Origin of the sequence: Janthinobacterium sp. SUN100, from assembly GCF_030397705.1 — a bacterium.
GTDB lineage: Bacteria > Pseudomonadota > Gammaproteobacteria > Burkholderiales > Burkholderiaceae_D > Janthinobacterium > Janthinobacterium kumbetense.
Genome location: NZ_JAPUBU010000001.1, coordinates 2,711,298 through 2,736,296, shown reverse-complemented (window position 1 = coordinate 2,736,296; position 24,999 = coordinate 2,711,298). Strand labels below are relative to the sequence as shown.

At 65.1% G+C, this 24,999-nt stretch carries 20 protein-coding genes; 17 read left to right on the top strand and 3 right to left on the bottom strand.

Annotated elements, in window-relative coordinates; translation table 11 throughout:
• Nucleotides 1-357: 357 nt before the first annotated feature.
• Both O0881_RS12045 and O0881_RS12040 read right to left on the bottom strand, forming a co-directional pair.
• The gene (locus O0881_RS12045) at nucleotides 358-3,474 is read right to left on the bottom strand and encodes an efflux RND transporter permease subunit (RefSeq protein WP_289903641.1); all 3,117 of its coding nucleotides are present in this window, start codon (nucleotides 3,472-3,474) and stop codon (nucleotides 358-360) included.
• A gap of 3 nt (nucleotides 3,475-3,477) precedes the next feature.
• Nucleotides 3,478-4,710: an efflux RND transporter periplasmic adaptor subunit gene (locus tag O0881_RS12040; RefSeq protein ID WP_289911403.1), complete on the bottom strand. Its 1,233-nt coding sequence runs from the start codon at nucleotides 4,708-4,710 to the stop codon at nucleotides 3,478-3,480.
• Nucleotides 4,711-5,103: 393 nt separating this feature from the next.
• Here O0881_RS12040 and O0881_RS12035 point away from each other — a divergent pair, with 393 nt between their 5' ends.
• Nucleotides 5,104-7,635, top strand: coding sequence for an EAL domain-containing protein (locus O0881_RS12035; protein WP_289911402.1), 2,532 nt, complete (start codon nucleotides 5,104-5,106; stop codon nucleotides 7,633-7,635).
• A gap of 8 nt (nucleotides 7,636-7,643) precedes the next feature.
• On the opposite strand, the gene O0881_RS12030 is transcribed toward O0881_RS12035, so the two are convergent.
• Nucleotides 7,644-8,606 carry an endonuclease/exonuclease/phosphatase family protein gene (locus O0881_RS12030; RefSeq protein ID WP_099666615.1) on the bottom strand — a complete coding sequence of 321 codons (963 nt, stop codon included), beginning with the start codon at nucleotides 8,604-8,606 and terminating at the stop codon, nucleotides 7,644-7,646.
• Between the two features lie 37 nt (nucleotides 8,607-8,643).
• On the opposite strand from O0881_RS12030, the gene ybaK reads away from it, so the two are divergent.
• From ybaK to O0881_RS11950, 16 genes are all read left to right on the top strand, one after another.
• On the top strand, nucleotides 8,644-9,135 hold the full coding sequence (ybaK, locus tag O0881_RS12025) for a Cys-tRNA(Pro) deacylase (protein ID WP_251351753.1): 492 nt from the start codon (nucleotides 8,644-8,646) through the stop codon (nucleotides 9,133-9,135).
• A 105-nt stretch (nucleotides 9,136-9,240) separates the two neighbouring features.
• Nucleotides 9,241-9,885, top strand: coding sequence for a glycerol-3-phosphate 1-O-acyltransferase PlsY (gene plsY, locus O0881_RS12020; protein WP_230539942.1), 645 nt, complete (start codon nucleotides 9,241-9,243; stop codon nucleotides 9,883-9,885).
• A gap of 90 nt (nucleotides 9,886-9,975) precedes the next feature.
• Nucleotides 9,976-10,641, top strand: a complete 666-nt coding sequence (locus O0881_RS12015) for a DsbA family oxidoreductase (protein ID WP_289911401.1) — start codon at nucleotides 9,976-9,978, stop codon at nucleotides 10,639-10,641.
• Nucleotides 10,642-10,711: 70 nt separating this feature from the next.
• Nucleotides 10,712-11,002, top strand: a complete 291-nt coding sequence (locus O0881_RS12010) for a DUF427 domain-containing protein (protein ID WP_077408361.1) — start codon at nucleotides 10,712-10,714, stop codon at nucleotides 11,000-11,002.
• Between the two features lie 35 nt (nucleotides 11,003-11,037).
• On the top strand, nucleotides 11,038-12,003 hold the full coding sequence (locus tag O0881_RS12005) for a DUF2157 domain-containing protein (RefSeq protein ID WP_289911400.1): 966 nt from the start codon (nucleotides 11,038-11,040) through the stop codon (nucleotides 12,001-12,003).
• Nucleotides 12,000-13,661 carry a GDYXXLXY domain-containing protein gene (locus tag O0881_RS12000; protein ID WP_289911399.1) on the top strand — a complete coding sequence of 554 codons (1,662 nt, stop codon included), beginning with the start codon at nucleotides 12,000-12,002 and terminating at the stop codon, nucleotides 13,659-13,661. The genes O0881_RS12005 and O0881_RS12000 overlap by 4 nt, the downstream gene beginning before the upstream one ends.
• 61 nt (nucleotides 13,662-13,722) lie before the next feature.
• The gene (locus O0881_RS11995; protein WP_289911398.1) at nucleotides 13,723-14,967 is read left to right on the top strand and encodes a metal-dependent hydrolase; all 1,245 of its coding nucleotides are present in this window, start codon (nucleotides 13,723-13,725) and stop codon (nucleotides 14,965-14,967) included.
• Nucleotides 14,968-15,072: 105 nt separating this feature from the next.
• Entirely contained in the window at nucleotides 15,073-16,824 is a 1,752-nt protein-coding gene (locus O0881_RS11990) for a cation:proton antiporter (RefSeq protein ID WP_099666623.1), read from the top strand.
• 92 nt (nucleotides 16,825-16,916) lie between these two features.
• Nucleotides 16,917-17,825, top strand: a complete 909-nt coding sequence (locus O0881_RS11985; protein WP_099666624.1) for an ion transporter — start codon at nucleotides 16,917-16,919, stop codon at nucleotides 17,823-17,825.
• 49 nt (nucleotides 17,826-17,874) lie between these two features.
• Entirely contained in the window at nucleotides 17,875-18,855 is a 981-nt protein-coding gene (locus O0881_RS11980; RefSeq protein WP_289911397.1) for a 3-oxoacyl-[acyl-carrier-protein] synthase III C-terminal domain-containing protein, read from the top strand.
• Between the two features lie 10 nt (nucleotides 18,856-18,865).
• A complete protein-coding gene (locus tag O0881_RS11975) occupies nucleotides 18,866-19,903 on the top strand; it encodes an SDR family NAD(P)-dependent oxidoreductase (protein WP_289911396.1) in 1,038 nt (345 codons plus the stop codon).
• Nucleotides 19,896-20,726 (top strand): MBL fold metallo-hydrolase, encoded by an 831-nt coding sequence (locus tag O0881_RS11970; protein WP_289903650.1) that lies wholly within the window; start codon nucleotides 19,896-19,898, stop codon nucleotides 20,724-20,726. Before O0881_RS11975 ends, O0881_RS11970 begins: the two co-directional genes overlap by 8 nt.
• Complete coding sequence (locus tag O0881_RS11965; protein WP_289911395.1) at nucleotides 20,723-22,027, top strand: F390 synthetase-related protein; 1,305 nt, start codon at nucleotides 20,723-20,725, stop codon at nucleotides 22,025-22,027. Before O0881_RS11970 ends, O0881_RS11965 begins: the two co-directional genes overlap by 4 nt.
• Nucleotides 22,024-22,662: a phosphatase PAP2 family protein gene (locus tag O0881_RS11960; protein WP_289911394.1), complete on the top strand. Its 639-nt coding sequence runs from the start codon at nucleotides 22,024-22,026 to the stop codon at nucleotides 22,660-22,662. Before O0881_RS11965 ends, O0881_RS11960 begins: the two co-directional genes overlap by 4 nt.
• Nucleotides 22,659-23,774, top strand: coding sequence for a sterol desaturase family protein (locus tag O0881_RS11955; RefSeq protein WP_289911393.1), 1,116 nt, complete (start codon nucleotides 22,659-22,661; stop codon nucleotides 23,772-23,774). Before O0881_RS11960 ends, O0881_RS11955 begins: the two co-directional genes overlap by 4 nt.
• Entirely contained in the window at nucleotides 23,771-24,889 is a 1,119-nt protein-coding gene (locus O0881_RS11950; protein ID WP_289911392.1) for an acyl-CoA desaturase, read from the top strand. Before O0881_RS11955 ends, O0881_RS11950 begins: the two co-directional genes overlap by 4 nt.
• Nucleotides 24,890-24,999 lie beyond the last annotated feature (110 nt).

Genomic DNA, 24,999 nt, shown 5'->3' with positions numbered 1-24,999 from the left:
TTTCTCCCGGCTGGGGAGGAACAGGCGAGTGCAGGGGCGAAGACAATTCGCCCCGAAAGGGGGCAGCAGACGATAACGGTGGAACGATGAGGAGGGAAGTGGCGGCGAGAGAATACTGCCGCTGATAAAACCGCACCTTGCCATGGGCAGGGCGGGCGGAATGCGCGCGTCTTGCCTAAGGCCGATCGCCGATGGTCAATCGACTACTGTCACTGGAACAAGCACCCACGAGTCACTCCATATCATTGATAACGGGGACAGTCTAGCCAGTGGGGCTGCTTTGGTCAACTGAAGCTCTCTTCAGGAAGCCGCCGCGTCGTCCCCGCCAATGCGGGGACGGTGAAGGCGACCGGTCAATCAGTGGGCGTGTGCTTTGCCGTCGTCGGCGGAGTCGGCGTGCTCGCCGCTGCCGCCGAAAAAGCGCGCGGCGCGCTTGCCCAGGCTATCGAGGTAGGTGTAGGCGACGGGCACCACCACCAAGGTCAACAGGGTCGAGGTGATCACGCCGCCGATGACGGCGCGGCCCATCGGCGCCTGCGATTCGCCGCCGTCGCCCATGCCGATGGCCATCGGCAGCATGCCGAAGACCATGGCCAGTGTCGTCATCAGGATGGGGCGCAAGCGCACTTGCCCCGCTTCCATCAGCGCCTCGAACTGCCCCAGGCCTTCGCGCTGGCGCTGGTTGGTGAAGTCCACCAGCAGAATCGCATTTTTGGTGACTAAGCCCATCAGCATGATGAAGCCGATCACGGAGAAGATGTTCAGGGTGCTGCCCGTAATGAGCAGGGCGGCCAGCACGCCGATCAGCGACAGGGGCAGGGACACCATGATGGCGATCGGCTGCAAAAAGCTGCCGAATTGCGACGCCAGCACCAGGTAGATGAAGATCACGGCGATCCCCAGCGCCATCATCGCGCCGCCCATGGTTTCGGCCATCTGCTGCGCATTGCCGGCCACGTCGAAGCGCACGCCGGGCGGCAGGTCGATGGACTTGATGGCTTTCTGCACGTCGGCGTCGACGTCGCCGGCAGGGCGGCCCTGCGTGCCTGCATAGATGGCGACCCGGCGCTGCAAGGCCTGGCGCTTCAGCACCTGCGGGCTCGATGACGGCACGAAGTCGACCACCTGGCGCAGCGGGATCATGACGGGCTTGCCGTTCGCGTCAAGCTTGCTGGAGGCCAGCGACAGGTCGGCCAGGTCGGCCACCTTTTGCCGGCCCGACTTGGGCAGCTGCACGTTGACGTCGTAGTTTTGCCCGTCGCTGGCTAACCAGTGGCTGACCGTGTCGCCCGCCACGAACGGGCGCAGGGCGTTGCCGATCTGCTGCACCGACAATCCCAGGTCGCTGGCCAGTTCGTTATTGATCTTCACGGTGGTCGACGGATTGGCGCCTTCCTGGCTGTATTCCATGTCGGCCAGGCCCTTGATGCCGCGCATCTTGTCCATCAGGGTGTGCGCCACCGCATCGAGCTTGCCTTCGTCCGTGCCCAAAATGGCGATGAAGATGGGACGCTGTCCGACGGACAGGGTGATGCCGGCGATCGGCGCCAGGCGTTCGCGGATCAGCTTTTCCAGCTCCTGCTGCGAGCGGCGCTTGTGCTTCTTGATGTCCGTCAGCTTCAGGTTCACCTCGGCCGTGTTGCGCCCGTCCTGCGTGCCGACATTGGCCACCAGGCTGTCGATTTCTGGGAATTCCTTCAGGGCCGTTTCGATCTGGCGCACCTTGGTATCCGTGTATTCGAGGCTGGAGCCGACGGGCGTCTTGAAGCGCAGGTTGACCCAGCCCTGGTCCGTTTCCGGGAACATCTCGCCGCCGATCATCGGCACGAGCATCAGGCTGCCCGCGAACAGGGCGACGGCCGTGGCCAGGGTCGTCTTGCGCCAGCGCAAAGCGACAGCCAGCACCTTGCCATACCATACATGCAGGCGGTCGATGCCCGTCTCGATCCAGGCCATGAAGCGGCCCAGCCACGGCGCGTACTTGAAGCGGTCCTTGACGGGGTCGCGCCAGACGGACGACAGCATGGGGTCGAGCGTGAAGCTGACGAACAGGGAGACGAGAACGGCGACGGCTACGGTGATGCCGAACTGCAGGAAGAAGCGGCCGATGATGCCGTCCATGAAGGCGACGGGGACGAATACGGCGACGATGGCGAAGGTGGTGGCCATCACGGCTAGGCCGATTTCATTGGTGCCGTCGTTGGCCGCCTTGTAGTGGTTCTTGCCCATGCCCAGGTGGCGCACGATGTTTTCGCGCACGACGATGGCGTCATCGATCAACAGGCCGATGCACAGCGACAGCGCCATCAAGGTGAGGAAGTTCAGGGTGAAGCCGAAGGCCTTCATGGCGATGAAACTGGCCAGCACGGAGATCGGCAGGGTCAAGCCCGTGATGATGGTCGAGCGCCACGAATGCAGGAACAGGAAGACGATCACCATGGTCAGCACGGCGCCTTCGATGATGGTGCGCTTGACGTTATCGAGCTGGCTTTGCACGCGCTCCGATTCGTCGTCCAGCACGCGCAGGGTGATATCGGGCGGCAGCGTTTTTTGCAGGTCCGCCGCCACTTTCAGGATGCCGGTGCCCACTTCGACCACGTTGGCGTCCTGCACCTTGGTGATTTCCATCGTCACCGCCTGCTGGCCGTTCATGCGCGAGATCGACAGTTCTTCCTGCTCGCCGTCGACGACGGTGGCCACCTGGTCCAGGTAGACGGGGCCGACGGCGCGGCGCGCGACGATGATCTTGCCGAATTCGCGCGCATCCTTGATCTTGCCTTCCACGCGCACCAGCTGTTCGGCCGCGCCATGGCTGATGGAGCCGGCCGGCAAATTGGTATTCGTCGCCTGGATGGCGCGGATCACTTCATCGACGCCGATGCCCTGGGCATTGAGTTCGATCGGCTTCATGCTGATGAGGATCTGGCGCGCGCGCAGGCCGCGCAGCTTGACTTGCCCCACGCCGGCCACGCCCTGGAAGCGCTTGCTGATGATCTGTTCCGTCATGGTCGACAGCGAACGCAGGTCATGCCCGGTGGACGTCAGCACGATGGTGGCGATGGGGCGCTCGTTGTCGCCTTCTGCTCGCGCGATGAACGGGTCCTTGGCTTCCTTCGGGAAGCGGGGACGCACCAGGGCCACCTTGTCGCGCAAGTCCTGCATGGCCTTGTCCATGTTCGTCGATAGCTCGAATTCCAGGTAGACGCCGGCGCGTCCTTCCCACGAGTTGGCGCGGATGGTCTTGATGCCGCTGACGGTGTTGACGGCGTCCTCGATGGGGCGCGTGATGTCGTTTTCCACGGCTTCGGGCGAGGCGCCCGGATAGTTCACTTCAATGGCGGCGAACGGGAACTGCACGCTGGGCATGCTTTCCACGCCCAGGCCCCGGTAGGAGAAGATGCCCAGTACCACCAGCGCCACCATGACCATGGTGGCGAAGACGGGGTTCTGGATACTGACTTTGGTCATCCACATGGCTTAATCCTTCCGTGCCAGCACGGCTGCCGGCGCGGCAGGGGCGGCGGCCGGTGCGGCGAAGGTCACGCCATGGCCCGGCTTGACGCCATCGAGCCTGGCGATGATGACTTTCGCGCCCGGCACCAGGCCGGATTTGACTTCCGCATAGCCTTCATCCTCGTTGCGCAGCCCCAGGGTGACGGGCTGGGCGACCACCTTGTTGTTCACCAGCGCGTACACGACGGGGCCCTGCTTTTCGTTGCGCACGGCCGTCAGGGGCACCAGCGGCGCCACGTTTGACCGTTCGGTGACGATGCTGCCCTTGGCGAACATGCCGCCGCGCAGCGCGCCATCGCCATTGTCGACGGCGATGTAGACCAGCATGGCGCGCGAACCGCTCTCGGTGGTGGGGTTGATGCGCGTGACCTTGCCGGCGAAGTCGCGCGCGCCGAAGCCGTCGACCTTGAAGTGCACGTCCTGGCCCAGCTTGATGCGGGGGATTTCCGCGCTGGGCACGGGCGCTTCCAGGGTCAGCTGGGCCAGGTTGACGATGGTGTAGACGGGCATGTCGGGCGAGACTTTTTCCCCGGCCTGCAGGTGGCGCTTGCTGACGATGCCGGCCATCGGCGCGCGGATCACCGCATCGGCCAGCGCGATGCGGGCGATATCGACCATGGCGGCGGCGGACTTGACGTTGGCGCGCGCCAGGTCGACCGAGTTTTGCGTCGTGTCGTACGCCGTCTGCGAAATGTATTTTTGCTTGAGCAGGGCCTGGCTGTTCGCTTCATTCTTGCTGGCCATCGACAAGCGCGCCTGCGCTTCGTCGAGCATGGCTTGCTGCTGCGTCAGGCGGGCGCGCAGGTCGGCCGCGTCCAGGCGCACGAGGATTTGCCCATTCGCCACTTGCTGGCCTTCCTGCAAGGTCGTTTCCTGGATCACGCCGGAAACCTTGGCCTTGATGGTGGCCTGGGTCACGGGCGCCAGCGAGCCGGACAGGGGCAAGCTGATGCTGAGCGCGCGCGCCGCGATGGCGGCCACGTCGCCCTGCGCCAGTTCATGCACGGGCGTCTTGGCCTGCTCCTTCTTCTTGCTCGCTTGCAGTTCGGCCGCCTTGGCGGCTTGTTGCTTCGATTGCATCACCGTCCAGCCGCCGCCGGCCAGGCCCAGCACGACCAGGATCAGCACGGGGGTGCGCCAGCGCCGGCGGCGCGTGGCTGCAAGGGGAGAGGCGGGGGGCAGGGTCTCGTTTTTCATAGGTATTTTTGGTCAGGAGCGGCGCAGGGGTTCGGCGCCAGGTCTCGGTGCGGACCCGGCCTGTCGCTGGCCGGGGGAATTCGGGTAGCGCATCACCGTGGCGGCCGCAGACAACACGCCTGCCGCTGCAGCCGTTCACGGCGATGCGCATGTTGCCACTTTAGGAAGAATCCAGCCCGGCCGCCATCGCCGTGCGACAGATTGCACAAAATCGGGGCTGGAATGCAAAAAACGGCGACCAAAGACACTGCCGGCATCGACGCCGTGCGCGTCACGATGCTTGCGCATCCTCAAGAAGCCGATTCGCCGGCGCGCAAGAATGGGTGGGATGGTTGCGCCACCGGACAGGCCATTCGCCCGCCGGTTGCCGTGCGGCCGCGCCACGGGGGGCTGATGTCTGAACGGATTGCCGGAGCCGCCCCGTCGCCGGGCCGTTTGCTGGCCGCTGCCGAACCGCAGGCGGGAGCGGCCGGCAAGGCGCTCGATCTGCTGTCCATCATCGTTGCCGCCGTCGAGCAGGCACCGGGTTTGGCCGTGCGCGGCATCGACCGCGATGGCATCGTGCGCTACTGGAGCTTGGGTGCGGCGCGCCTGTATGGCGTGACGGCCGAGCTGGCGCTGGGCCAGCCGTGGGCCAGGGTGGCCGCCTCGCTGCCGGATGCCACCCTGGCCGAGGAGCTTGCCGGCGAACTGGCGGCTGTGTGGGACAGCGGCAAGGCGCGCAGTGCGCGCCTGTGGAAGCTCGGCGCCGATGGGGCCGCGCCGCGCTGCATCTGTTCCACCGTGTTTCCTGTCATCCAGTCCGGGCGAGTGCGGCAAGTGGTCTGCATCGACGTGGACATCACGGCCAGCGGCCAGGATGGCGCCGCGCAGGGCGCCTTGTTGCTGATGGGCGACAATTTCCGCCAGTTGTACGAGAAATCCGCCGATGCCATCCTGCTGCTGCGTGACGAACATATCGCCGACGCCAATCCCGCCGCCATCGTCCTGTTTCAATGCGAGGGCCAGCCACGGCTGCTGGGGCGCCGCCTCAGCGATTTTTCGCCCTTGCGTCAGCCCGATGGCGAATTGTCAGCGTTGCGCGGCACGCAACTGGCGGCGCAGGCCCACGCGGACGGCAATTGCCGCTATGACTGGCGCTACCAGACGTGCGCGGGCGAGCTGTTCTGGGGCGAAGTGCTGCTCACTTCCGTCACGCTCGACCACACCTATCTGTTTTACGCCGTGATCCGGGATATTTCCTCGCGCAAACTTGCCGAGCGCGCCCTGTACCTGTCGGCGCAGGTGGTCGAGCATGCGCGCGAAGCCATCGTCGTGCTCGATCCGCAGCAGCGCGTGGTCAGCATGAATCCCGCGTACAGCGAGATCAGCGGCTACAGCCTGGACGACATGCTGGGCAAGCCCTTCGTCCTGCACGGCGCGGAACCGGACGCGCCGGCGTTTTTCGACCACGTGTGGGACGAAGTCGGAGATAACGGATATTGGCAAGGCGACATCGTGGGCCAGCGCAAGGCGGGCGGGCGCTACCCGGCCTGGCTGTCGCTGACGGCCATTCGCGATTCGCAGGGGCAATTGAGCAATTACCTGGCCATCCTCAGCGATATCAGCGAGCGCAAGAAAAACGAGGAGCACACGCGCCACCTGGCCGAGCACGATTTCCTCACCGACTTGCCGAACCGGGTGCTGTTGCTGGACCGGCTGTCGCTGGCGCTGGCGGCCGCGCGGCGCAAGCTGAGCATGCTGGCCATTTTGTACCTGGACCTCGACCACTTCAAGCACATCAACGACAGCATGGGCCACCACGTGGGCGACTTGCTGCTCAAGGAAGTGGCGCGGCGCCTGGTGCGCTGCGTGCGCGGCGTCGATACGGTCAGCCGGCATGGCGGCGACGAGTTCGTCATCATCCTGGCCGAGGTGGGCGGCATCGACCAGGTGGCCCACGTGGCGTCCAGCCTGCTGCATGCCGTCACGCAGCCCTATCAGCTGGGCGAATACGAATTGCATGTGTCCACCTCGATCGGCGTGGCCATCTTTCCCAGCGATGGCGACAGCATCGATACCCTCGTGCATAACGCCGACATCGCCATGTACCACGCCAAGGAAAGCGGGCGTAACAATTTCCAGTTTTTCAATGCCGAGATGAATGCGCAGATCGTCGAGCGGGCCAGCCTGGAGCAAGGCTTGCGCGAGGCGCTGGGTCGTGAGGAGTTTGTGCTGGAATTCCAGCCTGCGCTCGATGTCGCCAGCGGACAGATCGTCGGCGCCGAAGCGCTGTTGCGCTGGCGCCACCCGCAACTGGGCGTGCTGCCGCCCGAGCGCTTCATCGCCGTGGCCGAGGAATGCGGCTTGATGGTGTCGATAGGCAACTGGGTGCTGCGCCACGCCTGCCTGCGCGCGCGCGCCTGGCACGACGCGGGCCATGCCTGGCGCGTGGCCGTGAATCTGTCGCCGGCGCAATGCCTGCACAATAACTTGTTGCTAAGCGTGCAAGAGGCGCTGGCCGTATCGGGCTTGCCTGCCGGCTGCCTGGAACTGGAAGTGACGGAGTCCTTGCTGATGAAGGGCGGCGCGCGCCTGGCCGGCGTGCTGGCGCAACTGCGCGCGTTGGGCGCCAGGCTGGCCATCGACGACTTCGGCACCGGCTATTCGCGCCTGGCCAATCTGCGCCATTACCCGGTGGATAAGCTCAAGATCGACCCCTCGTTCCTGCCCGCCGCGGCGGACGGCGCGGCAACCGAGTCCGACACGGCCGTGGCCGCCACCATCATCGCCATGGCGCGCGAGCTGCAATTGACGGTGATCGCCGAAGGCGTGGAAACGGCGCAGCAACTGGCGTATCTGCGGGGGCAGGGCTGTCAGCAATACCAGGGGCGCTATGCCAGCGCGCAAGTGGAGGGCAGCGCGCTGGCGAAGTTGCTTAATTAGCAGCTGAGTTAGTCAATATTTCCCAGCAGCTTGATGCGTGCCAGCACCTGGCCATGGTCGGAGGCGTGCCGCAAGCCCAGCAGCAGATGGTCGTTGAGATAAGTCACTTCCTGCAGCACGCCGATGGCGCGCGGCGAGGCGGGATGAAAATGTTCGGACACGAGGATGTGGTCGATCGTCATGTAGGCGCTGTCGTGGATATTCGTGTAGCCCACGTGGCGCAGGGCGTCCTGGCGCTGCTGGATGGCGTTGGCGTCGTACAGGCGTTCGCGCATCTCGGCACCCGCTTCGCACGGCGCGCCCGCGCCCATGACGATGGCCGTGGTGACGGCATTGGCAATGTCGTTGAAGTCGCCCAGCACGATGCGGGGACGGCCGCTGTGGCCCAGTTCGCTTGCCAGCACGCGCAGGGCCACGGCTTCCGCGCCGCGCCGCTGCAGCGAGCGCAGGTTGGCCAGCGCGTAGGCGGTGGCATCGTTGCCGTCGCCATGGCGGTAGTCGGGGCGGCGCGATTTCAAATGCACCACGACCACGTCCGTGAGTTGTCCGCCAGGCAAGATGACCTGGACATGCAGCGGCGCGCGGGCGAAGCGGCCAGCATCGTCTTCGGCAGGCACGCTCACGCCGGCGGGGAAATTCGCCCAGGCAACACCGGCGCCGGCCAGCGGCAGCCGCGACACGAGCGCCACCGTGGGCAGCATGCGTCCGGCGGCATCGATGGCATCGTAGCCGGCCAGGGTGGCTGCGCGGTAATGGCGCGTGCGCGACAGCACGTCGCGCAGGGCCGCTTGCGAGAAAATTTCCTGGAAACCGATCACGTCGGCGTCGAGCAGGTCGATTTGCCGCGCCGTCCATTCCGCCTTGGCTTCGTATTGCGCCGGGCTCAACGGTTCCAGGTTGTCATACAATTTCGCCCCGGCGGGGGCAAGGTTGCAGACATTGAATGTGGCAAAGCGGATTTCTTCCTGCATAATTAGCACTCCTCACTGAACGATCAGCGTATCACGCATGGCTAAAAAAGAGCATATTTCCGAAACCCAGGCGACGCAGTTGCTGCGCAAGCATCAAGTTTCCTTCGAAGAACATCCGTATCCCTACGAGGAGCACGGCGGCACCAGCGTCTCGGCGCGCGAATTGAACGTGCCCGAACATGCGGTGATCAAGACCCTGGTGATGCAGGACGAGGCGGCCAAGCCGATGATCGTGCTCATGCATGGCGATTGCAAGGTGTCGACCAAGAATCTGGCGCGTGGCATCGGCTGCAAGTCCGTCGAGCCGTGCAAGCCCGAAGTGGCGCAGCGCCATTCCGGCTACATGATCGGCGGCACCTCGCCGTTCGGCACGAAGAAGGCCATGCCCGTGTACGTGGAGCAATCGATCCTGGCGCTCGAACGCATCTATATCAATGGCGGGCGGCGCGGTTTCCTCGTCTCGCTGGCGCCGCAGGTGCTCGTTGATTTGTTGCAAGCCAAACCGGTGCAGTGCGCCTTGCAGGATTAAGAGAGCAAGAAAGCGGGGCTCCGCCCTGTCCCTGGACGGGGCGCTGGTGTATATTCTGCTGCGCCAGCCTCGATGCTGGTGCAATAAACACAATAAAGGGAAGAAATGAATCCAGTAATCACAACCGTGGCAATGACAGTGGCCGCTTACTTGCTCGGCTCGATATCGTTTGCCGTGGTGATGAGCAAGGTCTACGGCATTGCCGATCCGCGCACCTATGGCTCGAAAAATCCGGGCGCCACCAACGTGCTGCGTAGCGGCAACAAGGGCGCCGCCATCATGACCCTGCTGGGCGATGGCGCCAAGGGCTGGCTGGCCGTGTTCCTGGCCGACCATTTTGCCAGCGCGCTGGGCGTGGGCGACACGGCCGTGGCCCTGGTCGCCATCGCCGTCTTCCTCGGCCATTTGTGGCCCGTGTTCTTCCGCTTCGTCGGCGGCAAGGGCGTGGCCACGGCCCTCGGCGTGTTGCTGGGCATCAATCCCTGGCTGGGCCTGGCGACCCTGGCCACCTGGCTGATCATCGCCTATGCCTTCCGCTATTCCTCGCTGGCAGCCCTGGTGGCGGCCCTGTTTGCGCCGTTTTACTATGGCTTGCTGTTCGGCGTCGATCCCATCTTGCTGGCCGTCATCGTCATGAGCGTGCTGCTCGCTTACCGCCACAGCCAGAACATCGCGAACTTGCTTTCTGGCAAGGAAAGCAAGATCGGCGGCAAGAAGGATGGGGCCAAGGCGCCCGCCAAGAAAAAGTAAGCGCTTGATTTCCCGCGGGCCGCACGCATATGCTGTGCTTGCGGCGCCGCGCGGTGCGGCCGCCACCGACTCGCGCAAAGGCTGCCCACCATGAGTTCCACTCCCGCCACACCTCCCCCCATCCGTATCGATTTCGTTTCCGACGTTTCCTGCCCCTGGTGCGTGGTCGGCCTGAAATCGCTGGAACAGGCGCTGGACAAGCTGCAAGGCACCGTCCAGGCCGACATCCACTTCCAGCCCTTCGAGCTGAACGCCAACATGCCGCCCGAAGGCGAGGATGTCGGCGAACACATCGCCCGCAAATACGGCTCCACCCCGGAACAGATGGCGCAATCGCGCGAAGCCATTCGCGCGCGCGGCGAACAGCTGGGCTTTACCTTTGCCATGGACAAGCGCGGCCGCATCTACAACACGTTTGACGCGCACCGTCTGCTGCACTGGGCCGGACTGGAAGGGCGCCAGAAGGCATTGAAAATGGCGCTGTTCGATGCGTATTTCACGCAGGGACAGGATCCGTCCTCGCACGCGGTGCTGCTGGCCGTGGCCGGCAAGGTGGGGCTCGATGGCGTGAAAGCGGCCGAGGTGCTGGCCTCCGGCGCGTATGCGGACGAGGTGCGCGCGCAGGAACAGTTCTACCAGCAGAACGGCATCAATTCGGTGCCCGCCGTCATCATCAACGAGCGTCACCTGATTTCCGGCGGCCAACCTCCCGAAGTGTTCGAACAAGCCTTGCGCCAGATCATCGCCGGCGCTTGAGCGGGGCGCCAATGGCGCGCGCCATGGCGGACTTTTTGCGCTACACTCGGCGCAGAAGGAGGATAGTCAAATGCCAACAGCCAGCTGGAATGGCGCCGTCATCGCGCAAGCCACCGATGCGCAGGTGCAAGTCGTTGAAAACAATGTATATTTTCCTTTAGCTACCGTGACGCAGGAATACCTGCGTCCCAGCAGCCACACGAGCATCTGCCCGTGGAAGGGCACGGCCAGCTATTACGACCTCGTCGTCGATGGCCAGACGAATGCCAACGCGGCCTGGTATTACCCCCAGCCCAAGGATGCCGCCAAGCAAATTGCCGGCCACGTCGCCTTCTGGCGCGGCGTCAGCGTCGAGCGCTGACGCTTTCTTACGACCAATCAACCTGAAAGCAGACGATGGATTTACGCCTCGCCGTGTACCAACTCGCCTCGGACTATGCGCTCGATGCCCAACAAACCCGGCAGCTGCAGGAAGTGGCCGGCTTCCAGCGCGAACCGGCGCGCCTGGCCTACTGGCTGCCGCGTGGCGTGGCCGTGCTGGGCGCCGTGCTGCTGGGCATGGGCTTGATCTGCTGGGTGGCCGCCAACTGGGAAGACCTGGGCCGCATGGGCCGCTTTGCCCTGCTGCAAGGCGTGCTGGCGGCCGCCTGCGTGGGCGCGTTTGCCGTGCCGAAAGCGCGCGTGCCCTTGCTGCTGCTGGCCTTGCTGGCCATCGGCGGCCTGTTCGCGTATTTCGGCCAGACGTACCAGACGGGCGCCGATCCGTGGCAGCTGTTCGCCCTGTGGGCCGCGCTGGCCTTGCCGCTGTGCCTGGTGGCCCGCAGCGACGTGCTGTGGACGCCGTGGATGCTGATACTATCGACGGCCGCCACCCTGTGGATGCAGGCGCATGCGCACAACAGCTGGCGCGTCGATTCGGCCGATCTGCCCATTTTCATCGGCGGCTGGCTGGCCGTGCTGGCTGGCTGTGCGTTCGTCTCGCCCCTGCTGGCGCGCTGGACGGGGGCGGGCAGCTGGGCCTTGCGTCTGGGCCTGGTGCTGGCCACCTTCCTCATCACGGGCACGGCCGTCAGCGCCCTGTTCGGCAGCGAGATCGAATCGCCGTACTGGGCCGGTCTCGGCTTGCTGGCCGTCGCTGGCGTCCTGCTGGCCACGCGCCAGTTCTTTGACGTGTTCGGCTTGAGCGCCGTCGCGCTGGGCCTGAACACCTTGCTGGTGTGGGGGCTGGGGCACGTGCTGTTCCATGGCGGCGGCAATGGCGATGGCATCGGCAGGCTGGTGATGCTGGGCTTGTTCGCGGCCGTGCTGCTGGCGCTCACCGTGCAAGGCATTTTGTGGCGCACGCGCCGGGAGGCGGCATGAGCCATATCAATAGTCAGCGAGCCGATGCGCTCGCCACCCTGATCGACGACGCCACGCGCGCCGGCCTGTTGCCGTCCGGCGCCGCCCGTCCCGTGCAGGATGTGCGGCCGTGGCCGCTGGTAATGATGACGGCCCTCGGCGCCTGGCTGGCCGCCATCCCCCTGGTCCTGGCGCTGGGCGCCGGCCTGGAAAGCGTCGTGCGCCACGGCCCCGGCGCGTATGTCGTGGCCGCCATCGTGCTGGTGGTGGCCTTGCTGCTGATCCGCACGCGCGGCGTGGCATTGTTTGTCGAACAACTGGCCGTGCCATGCCTGCTGGTGGGCGGCAGCCTGCTCGGCTATGCCCTGTTCCGCGACTATGCCACGCAGACGGCGTCGCTGCTGATGTGCCTGGCGTGCCTGCTGACGGCCGCCGCCCTGCCGCGCGACTGGCTGCGCGTGCTGCTGGGACTGGTCGCCTGCGGCTTGCTGGGGCTGGGCATCATCGATAGCACGCGCGACTGGATTTTCGAGAACGACCCCACGCAGCTGTACAGCGCCTGGATGCTGGCCCTGGCACTCTGGCTGGGCGCCCACTGGCTGCAAAAGCAGGCCTTCAACGATGGCCGCGGCGCGTCCATCGCCGCCTTCCTGGAATCGCTGTCGACGGGGTGGGTCCTGGCAATCTTGCTGGGGCTGGTCTTCTGGTCCGGCATGACCTTCATGCTGGGCGGCGCGCTGGGCGGCGGTATTGTCGGCGACGTGGCGCGCGAAGCGACCCGGCACCAGGCCGTTGCCTGGTATGCGCAAGTGTTGAATGGGGTGTCGCTCGTGCTGGCCACGGCGGCGGCCGCCTGGACGGGATGGCGCTGGCCGGCGCTGCGCCAGTTGCCCGCCATCGGCGTGGCGCTGGTGCTGATCGTGCTGGCGTGGTTCATGCCGGCGCTGGGGCCCGTGCTGCTGATCCTCGCGTATTGTTTGACGAGCGGGCGTTCGCGCGTGGCCGTGGCGGCCGCGCTGGCGGCGGCGTGGATACTCGGCAGCTTTTATTATCAGCTGGCCTGGCCGCTGGCCAGCAAGGCGGCGTTGCTGGCCATGGCCGGCGCGCTGCTGTGCGCCCTGTCGTGGCTGGCCACGCGGGGCGCCGTGCTGCACCTGGTGGAAAGCAAGCCGGCGGGCGTGGTGCTTGAGCACCGCGCCGCGCGCCTGGGCGTGCTGGGGGGCTTGCTGCTGGTGTTGCTGGTCGCCAATGGCGGCATTTGGCAAAAAGAGCAGCTAATTGCCAAAGGGCAAGCGATCTTCGTGGCGCTGGAACCCGTCGATCCCCGCTCGCTGATGCAGGGCGACTACATGCGCCTCAATTTCGTCAACCTGGGCGTCCTGTCCACCCTGGCCAGCGTGGACCGGGCGCCTGGCCGGCCCCTTGTGGTGGCGATGCGCGATGCGCGCGGCGTGGCGGAACTGCTGCGCCCGTACACCCAAGAGGCGCTGGCGCCCGGCGAATTCCTGCTCGAACTGACGCCGAAGGATGGGAACTGGGTGCTCGTCAGCGATGCCTGGTTCTTCAAGGAAGGCGAGGCGGCGCGCTGGGAAAAGGCCCGCTATGGCGAGTTCCGCGTGCTGCCCGACGGCCGCGCCTTGCTGGTGGGCATGCGTGGCCCGGAGCTGGAGAAGCTGTAGTTTTGTCGCGCAGGCAGTCGTGCAAGAGCACGCCAGGGCGGGCATCCTGTAAAATTGCCCTATGGATAATATTACGCATTCGGTCATCGGCCTCGGGGTCGGCGAACTGGTACACCGCAGCCTGCCGCCCGAGCCGCAGGCCCCCGCACAGCGCACCCGGCGCGCGCTGTTTTTATTTTCGGCATGGTTTGCCAGCAACGCGCCCGACCTGGACCTGGTGCTGACCAAGCTGTTGCCGCGCCCGTTCGGCTACATGTTGCACCACCGCGGCCATACGCATACCTTGCTGCTGGCCTTGCCGCAGGCGCTGCTGTTGCTGGCTTTGCTGTGGCTGCTGTGGCCCGGCGCGCGCCGGCTGCTGAAAAGCAGCGTGCCCGCCCGCATCGGCCTGGCCGCTTGCCTGCTGCTGGGCTTTTGCTTGCACATGGGCATGGATTTCCTCAATTCCTATGGCTTGCACCCGTTCTATCCGTTTGACAGCCGCTGGCTGTATGGCGACATGGTCTTCATTGTCGAGCCCATGTTCTGGGTGCTGCTGGGCGTGCCCGTGATCATGTCCTTGCACTACGGCATCGTCAAAAGCGTGCTGCTGGCGGGGTTGACGGCGGCCCTGTGTTTCTTCACCTATAAAACCTATCTGGCGCCCGCTTCGCTGCTCATCCTGCTGGGGCTGGGCGCGATCCTGGCCGTGCTGCAGGGGCGGGCCGACGAGCGGGGGCGCGGACCGCTGCTGCTGGCCTTCGCGCTGGCCGCCACGTTCATCGGCACGCAGGGCGTGGCGTCGGCCCTTGGCCGTGCGCGCATCGAGGCGGCCGTGCAGCGCCTCGATCCCGGCACGCGCGTGTGGGACGTGGCGATGACGGCCTTCCCCAGCAATCCGCTGTGCTGGATCTATGTCTCGCTCGACAGCAAGACGGACGTGTACACCTTGCGGCGCGGCACCCTGAGCCTGCTGCCGGATGCGCTGGCGCCCGCCGCCTGCCCGGCCGGCCTGGTGGAAACGGGTAAGCAAGGCCAGCAACTGGCGCCCGGCATCGCCGTCTCGGCCAAGGCGGAGGGCAGCCTGGCCGCCTTGCGCGCGCTGCAGGAAGACAATTGCTATGTCGACGCCTGGTTCCGCTTTGCCCGCATGCCCAGGTTGAATGCGGACAAGCTGACGGACGTGCGCTTCAACCCCGGCATGTTGCCTAATTTCACGACCGTCGAACTGCAGCAGTTCCGCAACCGGCCGTGTCCCGCCTACGTGCCGGGCTGGGGCCGCCCCCGCGCGGACATGCTGGCGCCGCCGCAAGCGGTGCGTCCGTAGGGAATTTGTTGCCTTGTGGCAAAATATCGTGTGTGCACTTACTTCGCCATGGCCGCGCATGCGACACGACCAATTCAGCATGAATGATATTTAGTTAGGATTATTTTGGAAGAGCAACACGCCTTACCGTATTTGCGGGAAACCCTGCTGTTTCTCGCCCTGGCCGGGATTTTTATTCCGTTATTGCAACGCCTGAAGGTCAACCAGGTCCTCGGTTTCCTGGCCGTGGGCGCCCTGTTCGGCCCGTTCGGCTTCGGCCTGTGGGCGGGCGACTTCACGTGGCTGACGTATTTCTCGTTCGTGCGTGCCGAGCAGGTCAGCGGCCTGGCCGAGCTGGGCGTGATGTTTCTGATGTTCATGATCGGCCTGGAACTGTCGACGGAACGGCTGTGGGCGCTGCGGCGCTGGGTATTCGGCGCGGGCGTGGGGCAGGTGGCCGTCAGCGCCTGCCTGATCGGCGGCGTCGCGTATTACTTTGGTTTGTCGCTGGAAGCGTCCATCGTGCTGGGCCTGGTACTGTCGCTGTCGTCCACGGCCGTCGTGATGCAGTTGCTCACTGATCAACGTTCCTTGCAGACCCCGGCCGGCCAGGCGGGCTTTTCCATTTTGATGTTCCAGGATTTGATGGTGGTGCCGCTGTTCATCCTGATCGACGTGTTCGCCAGCGGGCGCAGCGACGACCTCGCGTATCTGCTCAGCTTTGCGGCCGTGAAATCGGCGGGCGCCATCCTGCTCATCTATCTGCTGGGACGTCGCGTGATTCGTCCCCTGTTCCAGTTTTTCGTCAAGAAACGCCAGCCCGACGTATTCATGGCCTTGACCCTGCTCAGCACCCTGGGCATCGCGGGCTTGACCTACCTGGCGGGCTTGTCGATGGCGCTGGGCGCCTTGCTGGCCGGCCTGCTGCTGGCGGAAACGGAATTCCGCCACGAAGTGGAAGTGACGATCGAGCCCTTCAAGGGCTTGCTGATGGGCTTGTTCTTCATGTCCGTGGGCATGCAGATCGACGTGCGCGAAATCCTCAAGTCGCCGGTGTTGATACCGTTGGCCGTGTTGAGCCTGTTCGCGCTGAAAACCCTGGTCATCAGCGTGATTTTCCGCATCGGCGGCTTTCACTGGGGGCGCGCCGTGGAAACGGGCGTGCTGCTGGGGCAGGGCGGCGAATTCGCCTTCATCGTCGTCGCGTATGCGCTGGGTACCAAGCTGATCGGCCCGCAGGTGGCACAGTTCGTCATGCTCGTGGTGGGCCTGAGCCTGTTTGCCACGCCGGCGCTGGCCAAGGCGGCGCGCGCCTTCGGCAACTGGTGGGAGCAGCGCCACCACCATCAACTGGCCGACCTGGCGCACGGCGCGCCGCCGCCCCAGGGCAGCACCGTCATCATCGCCGGTTTCGGCCGGGTGGGGCAGTTGCTGGCCAAGGTGCTGACGGAGCAGGATATCGCGTATGTGGCGATTGAAAATGATGCGCGCCTGGTGACGACCCTGCATCCGCGCGGCTTCCCCGTGTATTTCGGCGATGCGTCGCGCGCGGAATTGTTGCAAAAGGTCAATGCGGACCGGGCCGCCGCCGTGGTGCTGACGATGGACCATGCGGCGTCCGTGCTGCATGCCGTGAAATCGATCCGCCGCGAATATCCGCAGCTGCCCGTGTATGCGCGGGCGCGCGACGAGGCGCATGCCGTGGCCCTGATACAGGCGGGCGCCACCCTGGTCGTGCCCGAGGCGCTGGAATCGGCGCTGCAGCTGACGGCCACCGTGCTGCACACGGTGGGCCTGTCGGAAGCGCGCACGGCGGACATCGTGCAAGCCGAGCGCGACCGGCGCAATGCCGTGCTGCTGGCGAAAAAGCTGTCGTAGTGTTGTTGTAGTGAAACCTGTAGCGCAACCGTGCGTGTCGCCGTGCTTTGTCAATTATCTATACAATAATAGTATATGAGCACATTACCCACATGAAAGCCGCGACGAAGAGCGGAGCGGCGCCCTTGACGCCGCAGCAACTGGCGGCGCAGGAAACGCAGCAGAAATATGGCAAGCCCGAGCGGGGCTGGCGCGAGCAGGTGTACACCGTCATTTTCGAGGCGGAAACGCGCACGGGCCGCGCCTTCGATTTGCTGCTGATCGCCGCCATCCTGATCAGCGTGACGGTGGTCGTGCTCAGCAGTGTCGCCTCCGTGGCCGAGCGCTACGGCACCTGGCTGACGGCGCTGGAATGGTTTTTCACCATTTTATTTACCATCGAATATTTCGCCCGCCTGTCTTGCCTGCAGCATCCGGTGCGCTATGCCAAGAGTTTTTTCGGCATTATCGATTTGCTGGCCATCGTGCCGACCTACATCGGCTTGCTGCTGCCGGGCGCGCATGTGCTGATCGACGTGCGCATTTTGCGCCTGCTGCGCATGTTCCGTATCCTCAAGCTCACGTCGTATGTGCATGAATACACGGTGCTGGGGCGGGCCTTGCTGGCCAGCCGGCGAAAAATCCTCATTTTCTTGTCTTTTGTCATGATGGTGGTCTTTCTGTTAGGTACTGTGATGTACGTGGTGGAAGGACCGGAGAACGGTTACAGCAGTATCCCCACGTCGATTTACTGGGCCATCAGCACCATGACCACCGTGGGTTTCGGCGATATCACGCCGAGGACCGACATCGGGCGCACCATCGCTTCCCTGATGATGTTGCTCGGCTGGGGCATCCTGGCAGTGCCTACCGGCATTATCAGCGCGGAAATGACGGTACAGCGCAGTTCCAAGCTGGTCACCACGCGTACCTGCCCCACGTGCCTGAAGGAAGGGCTCGATGACGATGCCAGTTTCTGCAAGAACTGCGGTGTTGCATTGCCGCCATTGGCACGCGATTAGCGCATAGACCCTTCATCAACCGTATTTATTTTATTTTGTTAAGGCCAACATGATTCCAGTTCGCCTGATCGCGACGGGCAAGGCCGTGCCGTCGCAGAGTGTGACTTCCGCCAGCCTGGACCAGACATTGGGCCATCCGGCTGGCTATACCCTGCGCAAGAGCGGCGTGCTGTCGCGCTTTGTCGCCGCGCCCGATGAATCGCAAAGCCAGCTGGGCGCCGCCGCCCTGCTCGACGCGCTGAAGAATGCCAGCCTGCGTCCGGCCGACATCGACTTGTTGATCTGCGCCAACGGCGTGCCCGAGCAAGCGTTGCCGAATACGGCTTGCTTCGTGGCCGAACATGCGGGATTGCCGCCAGGCACGCAAAGCTTCGACGTCAACGCCAGCTGCCTCAGCTTCATGGCCGCCTTCCGCGTGGCCGCGTCCATGCTGGCGGGCAGCGCCTACCGGCGCATCGCCATCGTTTCGTCCGACCTGGCCTCGCGCGGCGTCGACTGGAGCGAGCCGGAAGCGTCGATGATCTTTGGCGACGGCGCCGCCGCCGTCATCGTCGAGCGCGGCGATGGCAGCGCCGGCATCCGCGCCTACAAGATGGGCACGTATCCGGAAGGGCGGCGCTACTGCGAAATCCGCGGCGGCGGCACCGAGCGCAACCCGCGCAACGGCTGCGAACCGGGCGACTACCTGTTCCGCATGGATGGCAAGGCCGTGTTCCGCCTGGCCGTCAAGGTGATGCCGGATTTCCTGGCGGAATTAATGCTGGAATCGGGCGCGGGACTGGAAAAAGTCGACGTGGTCGTGCCGCACCAGGCCAGCCCGCTGGGGCTCGCACATGCGGCGCGCATCCTCGACGTTCCCGATGCTAAAATCATCAAGATCTTTGAAACGCATGGCAACCAGGTGGCCGCGTCCTTGCCCACCGCCCTGCACGAGGCGGTGATGACGGGGCGGGCCGTGGCAGGCCAGCGTTTGCTGATGATGGGCACGGCCGCGGGTTTGACCATCGGCGGCATGATTCTTGACCTGTGAAGGTGGTGCGATGAGGCGGATACTGGTCACGGGAGCGACGGGCGGCTTGGGGCGCAATGCCGTGCGCACCCTGCTGGCGCAGGGCGTGGAAGTGCGCGCCACGGGCCGCAACGCCGCCGTCGGCCGCGAACTGGAACGCATGGGCGCGCAATTCGTCGCGCTCGACCTGGCACAGGCATCGCCACGCCAGGTCGATGAACTGGTGCGCGGCATGGACACCGTCTGGCACTGCGCCGCGCTGTCGTCGCCGTGGGGGCCGGAACGCGACTTCATCGCCGCCAACGTCACGGCCACGGGCCAATTGCTGCGCGCGGCGGCCAGCCTGCACGTGGCGCGCTTCGTGCACATCTCCACCCCGGCCATCTATTTCGACTACCGCAACCACCTCGACGTGCCGGAAACCTTCCGCCCCGATGCCTTCGTCAACGCGTATGCACGCAGCAAGGCGATGGCGGAAAAACTGGTGCAGGATTGCGTCGACCGCCACCGCGGCATGACGTGTGTGATCCTGCGCCCGCGCGCCATCTTCGGCCCGCACGACCAGGTCCTGATCCCGCGCCTGGCGCGGGTGCTGCAGGAGCACGGCGGCAAGCTGCCCCTGCCCAACGGCGGCGCGGCCACCATCGACATCACCTATGTCGACAATGTCGTGCACGCGATGTGGCTGGCCACCGTACACAAGACCATCGCTTCCGGCGCCGCCTTCAACATCACGAATGGCGAACCGGCGCGCCTGTGCGACATCTTGCGCACCCTGTTCTGCGATCATCTGCAGCAGCCGTTCGAGATCGTCAGCGTGCCTTACCGCGTGCTGGCGCTGGTCGCGCGCCTGATGCAGTTCGCCTCGCGCTTTACCCGCCGCGAACCGTCGCTGACGCCCTACAGCATCGGCGCGCTCAGTTTCGACATGACGCTCGATAATGCCAAGGCGCGCAAGGTGCTGGGCTACCGTCCCATCGTCAGCCTGCAGGAAGGCATCGCCCTGACGGCGCAGTGGATGCGCCAGGAAGCGGCGGCGCACAAGGTGGGCAAGGAGCGCAATGGCTAGCATCACCGCGTTTCGCGTCGGCCACTGCACCCATCCTTCGTGCATGGTCTTGAAAGGCAGCGGGCTGGCCAGCCGCTGCTTTCCCTCGCGCGCCTACCTGATCGAAACGCGCGCGGGCCTGTACCTGTGGGACACGGGCTACGCCGAGCACTTCCGCGCCGCCACGTCGAAGGGCGTGTACCGCATGTATGCGTGGGTGACGCCGATTTCCTTCGATGAGAGTGAATCGTTGCAGGGCCAGTTGCGCGCGCATGGCGTGGCGCCCGGCGATATCCACACCTTGCTGCTGTCGCACTTCCACGCCGACCATATCGCGGGGCTGCGCGACTTTCCCGGCGCGCGGCTGATGGCCTCCCAAACGGGCTGGGACGCCGTGCGGGGACTGTCCGGCGTGGCCGCCGTGCGCCAGGCCTTCGTGCCCGAACTGCTGCCGAATGACATAGCCGACCGCCTGGATTTCGTGGAAAGCGTGCCCGAGACGGCCTTGCCGGCGGCCTTGCTGCCATTCACGCATGGGCGCGACGTCAGCGGCACGGGCGAAATCTACATCGTCGACCTGCCTGGCCACGCCATCGGCCATCTGGGCGCCTTCGTGCTGCAGGATAGTGGCTGGACCTTGCTGGCGTCGGACGCGGCCTGGGTACCGGAAAGCTTTCAGCAGCTGCGCGGACCGTCCGAACTGTCGTTCCTCATCCAGCACAAGCGCGCGCCGTACTACGCCACCCTGAACCGGCTGCACCAGCTGCACCAGTCGGGCAATGCGCACATCCGCATCACGCATGAAGACACGGCGGACTATGTTCCTGTGGCGGGCCGCCCGTGAAGCGTCTTTTCTGGCTGTTATTGTCGTACTGGCGCACGCGCCGCCTGCGGTTCACAAGCCGCGCGCAGCTGGGCGCCTACCAGAACAAGCAACTGGCGCGCTTCACCGAGGTGCTGTGCGCGCGCAGCGCGTATTTCGCCCCGTACCGCGATCTGCCCCTGGCGCAGTGGCCGACGATGAACAAGGCGCTGATGCTTGAGCATTTCGACGCCATGAACACGCAAGGCATCACGTTGGCGCAGGCGATGGACGCGGCCATGGCGGCCGAACAGAGCCGCGATTTTACCCCCGCCGTGGGCGACATCACGGTGGGCCTGTCGTCGGGCACCTCGTCGCGGCGCGCCGTGTTTACCGTCAGCCCCCGCGAAAAGGCGCAATGGGCGGGCGTGATGCTGGCCAAGGCGCTGCCCGACGGCCTGTTTTCCGGCGAGCGGGTGGCGCTGTTCCTGCGCGCAAACAGCAATCTGTACACGGCCGTGCGCTCGCCGTGGCTGACCTTTGCCTTCTACGATTTGTTCGAACCGTTCGACAGCCTGTGCGCGCGGCTTGCGCAATATCAACCTTCCGTCATCGTCGCGCCGGCCCAGGTGCTGCGCCAGCTGGCCTTGTGCGTCATCGACGGCAGCCTGGCGCTGGCGCCGAAAAAAGTCATTTCGGTGGCCGAGGTGCTCGAAGCGCAGGACCGCGCGCTGATCGTGCAGGCGTTTGGCGCCGTGCATGAAATCTACCAGGCCACCGAGGGTTTCCTCGCCAGCAGCTGCGAGCATGGCGTGCTGCACTTGAACGAAGAGTACGTGCACATCGAGCCGCAGTGGCTGGACGCTGAACAGAGGCGCTTCGTGCCCGTGATTACGGACTTCACGCGCATCACGCAGCCCATCGTGCGCTACCGCCTGGACGACATCCTGCTCGCGCGCACCACGCCATGCCCGTGCGGCCGCGCCACGCGCGCCATCGACGGCATCGAAGGGCGCTGCGACGACATGCTGTTCTTGCCATCCTTGCCGTCGGCGAACGGCGGCGCCCCCGTCGCCGTGTTTGCCGACGTATTGACGCGCGCGTTTGCGCAAGCCTTGCCGCCGGACGCCGATTACCGCCTGGTGCAGCAAGGCGAATCTGCCCTGCAGCTGCACGCGGCCCTGGATGCTGCCGGCCTGGCCGCCTTGCGCGCGCACCTGGCAGCGGTGCTGCGCGGCTTGGGCGTGGCCGTCGACGGCCTCGCCTGGACGGTGAGCGGCGAACTGCCTCCCTTTGACCCCACCATGAAACGGCGCCGCATCCGGCGCCTCGCAAGCGCATGAATCCTTCTTCCATGACCGTACGCGGCCGCCTGCTGCACCTGCTGGCCGGCTGGGGCAGCGTCGGCCTCGTGTATTTTTCCAGCGACCTGCTGCAAGGGCAGGGCGTGTTGCTGCCGGAAACGGCCATCGATCGCGCCATCCCCTACACGGATGCCGCCATCTGGCTGTACCTGTCCTTCTTCATCCTGATCCCCTACGCCTACCTGGCGGCCGATGCGGCGAAGGTGCGCTGGCTGGCGCGCGCCATGGCGCTTTCCGCGCTGGCTTGCGGCGTGGTCTTCCTGCTGTACCCGACCACGCTCGCGTATCCGCCCGTGGGCGAGGGCAGCGCCTGGAGCACGCAGGCGCTGCGCCTGCTGCAGGCGGCCGACTCCACGCAAAACTGCCTGCCGTCGCTGCACGGCGCCCTGACATTGCTGTGCGTGTGGGCCTTGTGCTGCAGGCGCCACCTGCTGCGTTCCGCGCTGGCCGTGGTGCTGGGCGTGGCCATCTGCTATGCCATCATCGCCCTGCGCCGGCACGTGAGCATCGACCTGGCCGCCGGCCTGGCCGTTGGCATCGCTGGCGGCATCCTGGCGAAAATGCAGGTATCCTTGGCTGCCCGCCGCGCCGTTTCCATAAAAACCGCATCATGATGAATCCCTTTGCCCTGTCGTTTTTGATCATGCTGGCCTTCGTGCTGGCCGAACTGCTGATCCTCAAATGGGTGCGCAAGACCCCCGTGCCGTGGAAGGACGTGATCTTCAACCTCAATTCCGGCCATATCCTGATGTGGGTGTTCCGCGGGGTGGAAGTGGCGGCGTTCGCCATGCTGCTGCGCCATGCGAACCTGCATATCGTCGACCAGTGGCCCGTGGCGGCGCAATGGGTGTTCGCCTTCTTTGCCTGGGACCTGTGCTTTTACTGGATGCACCGGCTGCACCATAAAATCCCCTTGCTGTGGGCCGTGCACGTGGTGCACCACCAGGGCGAGCATTTCAACCTGTCGCTGGGCGTGCGCAATTCCTGGTATTCGTCGCTGACGAATTTCCCCTTCATCGCCATCCTGGCCGTGCTGGGCGTGCCGCTGGAAATCTTCCTCGTCGTCTCGTCACTGCATTACACGGTGCAGTTCTACAACCACAATGCGCTGGTGAACAAGTCCGGCATCCTGGATAGCTTCATGGTCACGCCGTCGCACCACCGCGTGCACCATGGCACCGATAAACGCTACATCAACCGCAATTTCGGCGGCACGCTGTTGATCTGGGACAAACTGTTCGGCAGCTTCCAGCCCGAACTCGAGGGCGTGGAAATGCGCTATGGCGTGAAGGGCATGACACCAACGCATAACCCGCTGTTGGCCAGCAATGGCAAACTGTTCAAATGGCTGCGCGCGCGTTTCCCCCACTGGCAGTCGCGCGGCACTTTCCACGTGCCCGAGCTGTTCATCGGCACCGGCGGCGTGATCCTGTTTGGCCTGGTGATCTATTACGTCAACCATGAAGCGCTGCTGGCGGGCGCGCAGCAAGCCATCCTGTTCGCGCTGATCTTCGGCGGCACCCTGGCGCTGGGCGGCCTGTCGGATGCGAGACGCTGGGGCGCCATCGCCTGGGTCGCCATCGCGCTGGCCATGCCGGCCCTGTATCTGGGCTGGTATGGCGCGCGCGATGCGTGGGGCGTGGTTTTCCTGGCCGCGCTGCTGGCGCATGGCCTCGACGGCGCGCGCCGCCTGTGGTGGCCGGCAGCGGCGGGGACGCGCGCGTGACGCAGCCTGTACCTTCGCTGCCGCCGCTGCGCTTCCAGCCCGCACGCGATTCCGCCTTCCGCCGCGAATTGCGCGCGCGCGCCGACGCCTACCTGGCGGACGAAGGAAAACACCGCTTCGGCGACGCGCGCCTGCATGCGAAAACCGTGTTCCTGGCCGCGCTGACGGTGGGGCTGTATGCGCTGGCGCTGCGCTCCGAAAGCACCTGGCCGTTTGTCGCCAGCTACGTGGCTTGCCTGGTCGCGGCCATGACCTTGGCCATGAATACCTTGCACGATGCGGCCCATAGCGCCATCTTCCGCCAGGGAGCCTGGAACCGCGTGCTGATCCGCCTGGTGGGCTTGCCCGTGGGCGTGGACACGGATTTCTGGACCATCCGCCACGTGCATTTCCATCACACGTATGCCAACGTGGAAGGCTATGACCTCGACACGGAACCGAATCCGTTTTTGCGCCAGACGCCGTTCCAACGCTGGTCGCCGCAGTACCGCTATCAATACCTGTACTGGCCCGTGGTGGCGGCCCTGTCGCTGCCCTATTTGAACTGGTATGGCGACTGGCTGGACCGCTTCGGCAAGACGCCGGTGGCGGCGCACAGCCGGCTGCAGGGCTGGCGCGGCTGGCTGTCGTTCCTGGGCTGGAAGCTGGGCCATGTGGCGCTGGTGCTGGCGCTGCCCATGTGGGTGCTGCAGCAGCAAGGCATCGGCTGGGGCGTGGTGCTGGGCGCGTATTTCGTGGGCCAGATGATCGCCTCGTGCGCGCTGGTGGCGCTGATCCTGGGCACGCACTGGGCCGAAGTCGAATTTTTCCAGCCGGGCGCGGACGGTACGCTGCCGCACGACTGGTACCAGCACACGTTTTACACGGCTTGCGACTGGACGCCGCAGCCGCGCCGCCTGCGCTGGCTCGGTTACTGGCTCGGCGGCTTGAATCTGCACCTGACGCACCACTTGTTCCCCACCTGGAACCATCGCCACTACCCGGCGCTGGCGCGCATCCTGGCGGAACTGGCGCCGCGCCACGGTCTCGTGTACCGCGAACTCGGTTACGGCCAGCTGCATGCCTCGCAGCAGCAATTCCTGCACGCCATGGGCCAGCCGCCCGCAAAGTCCTGACGAATCGTACTTGACTCGGTTTCTGTTCCGTCTTACATTTCTGTAACGACAGAAATAAGAGAAAATCATGAAATCAAGAACACCTAACAGAACCGTAGCGAGCGGCAGTG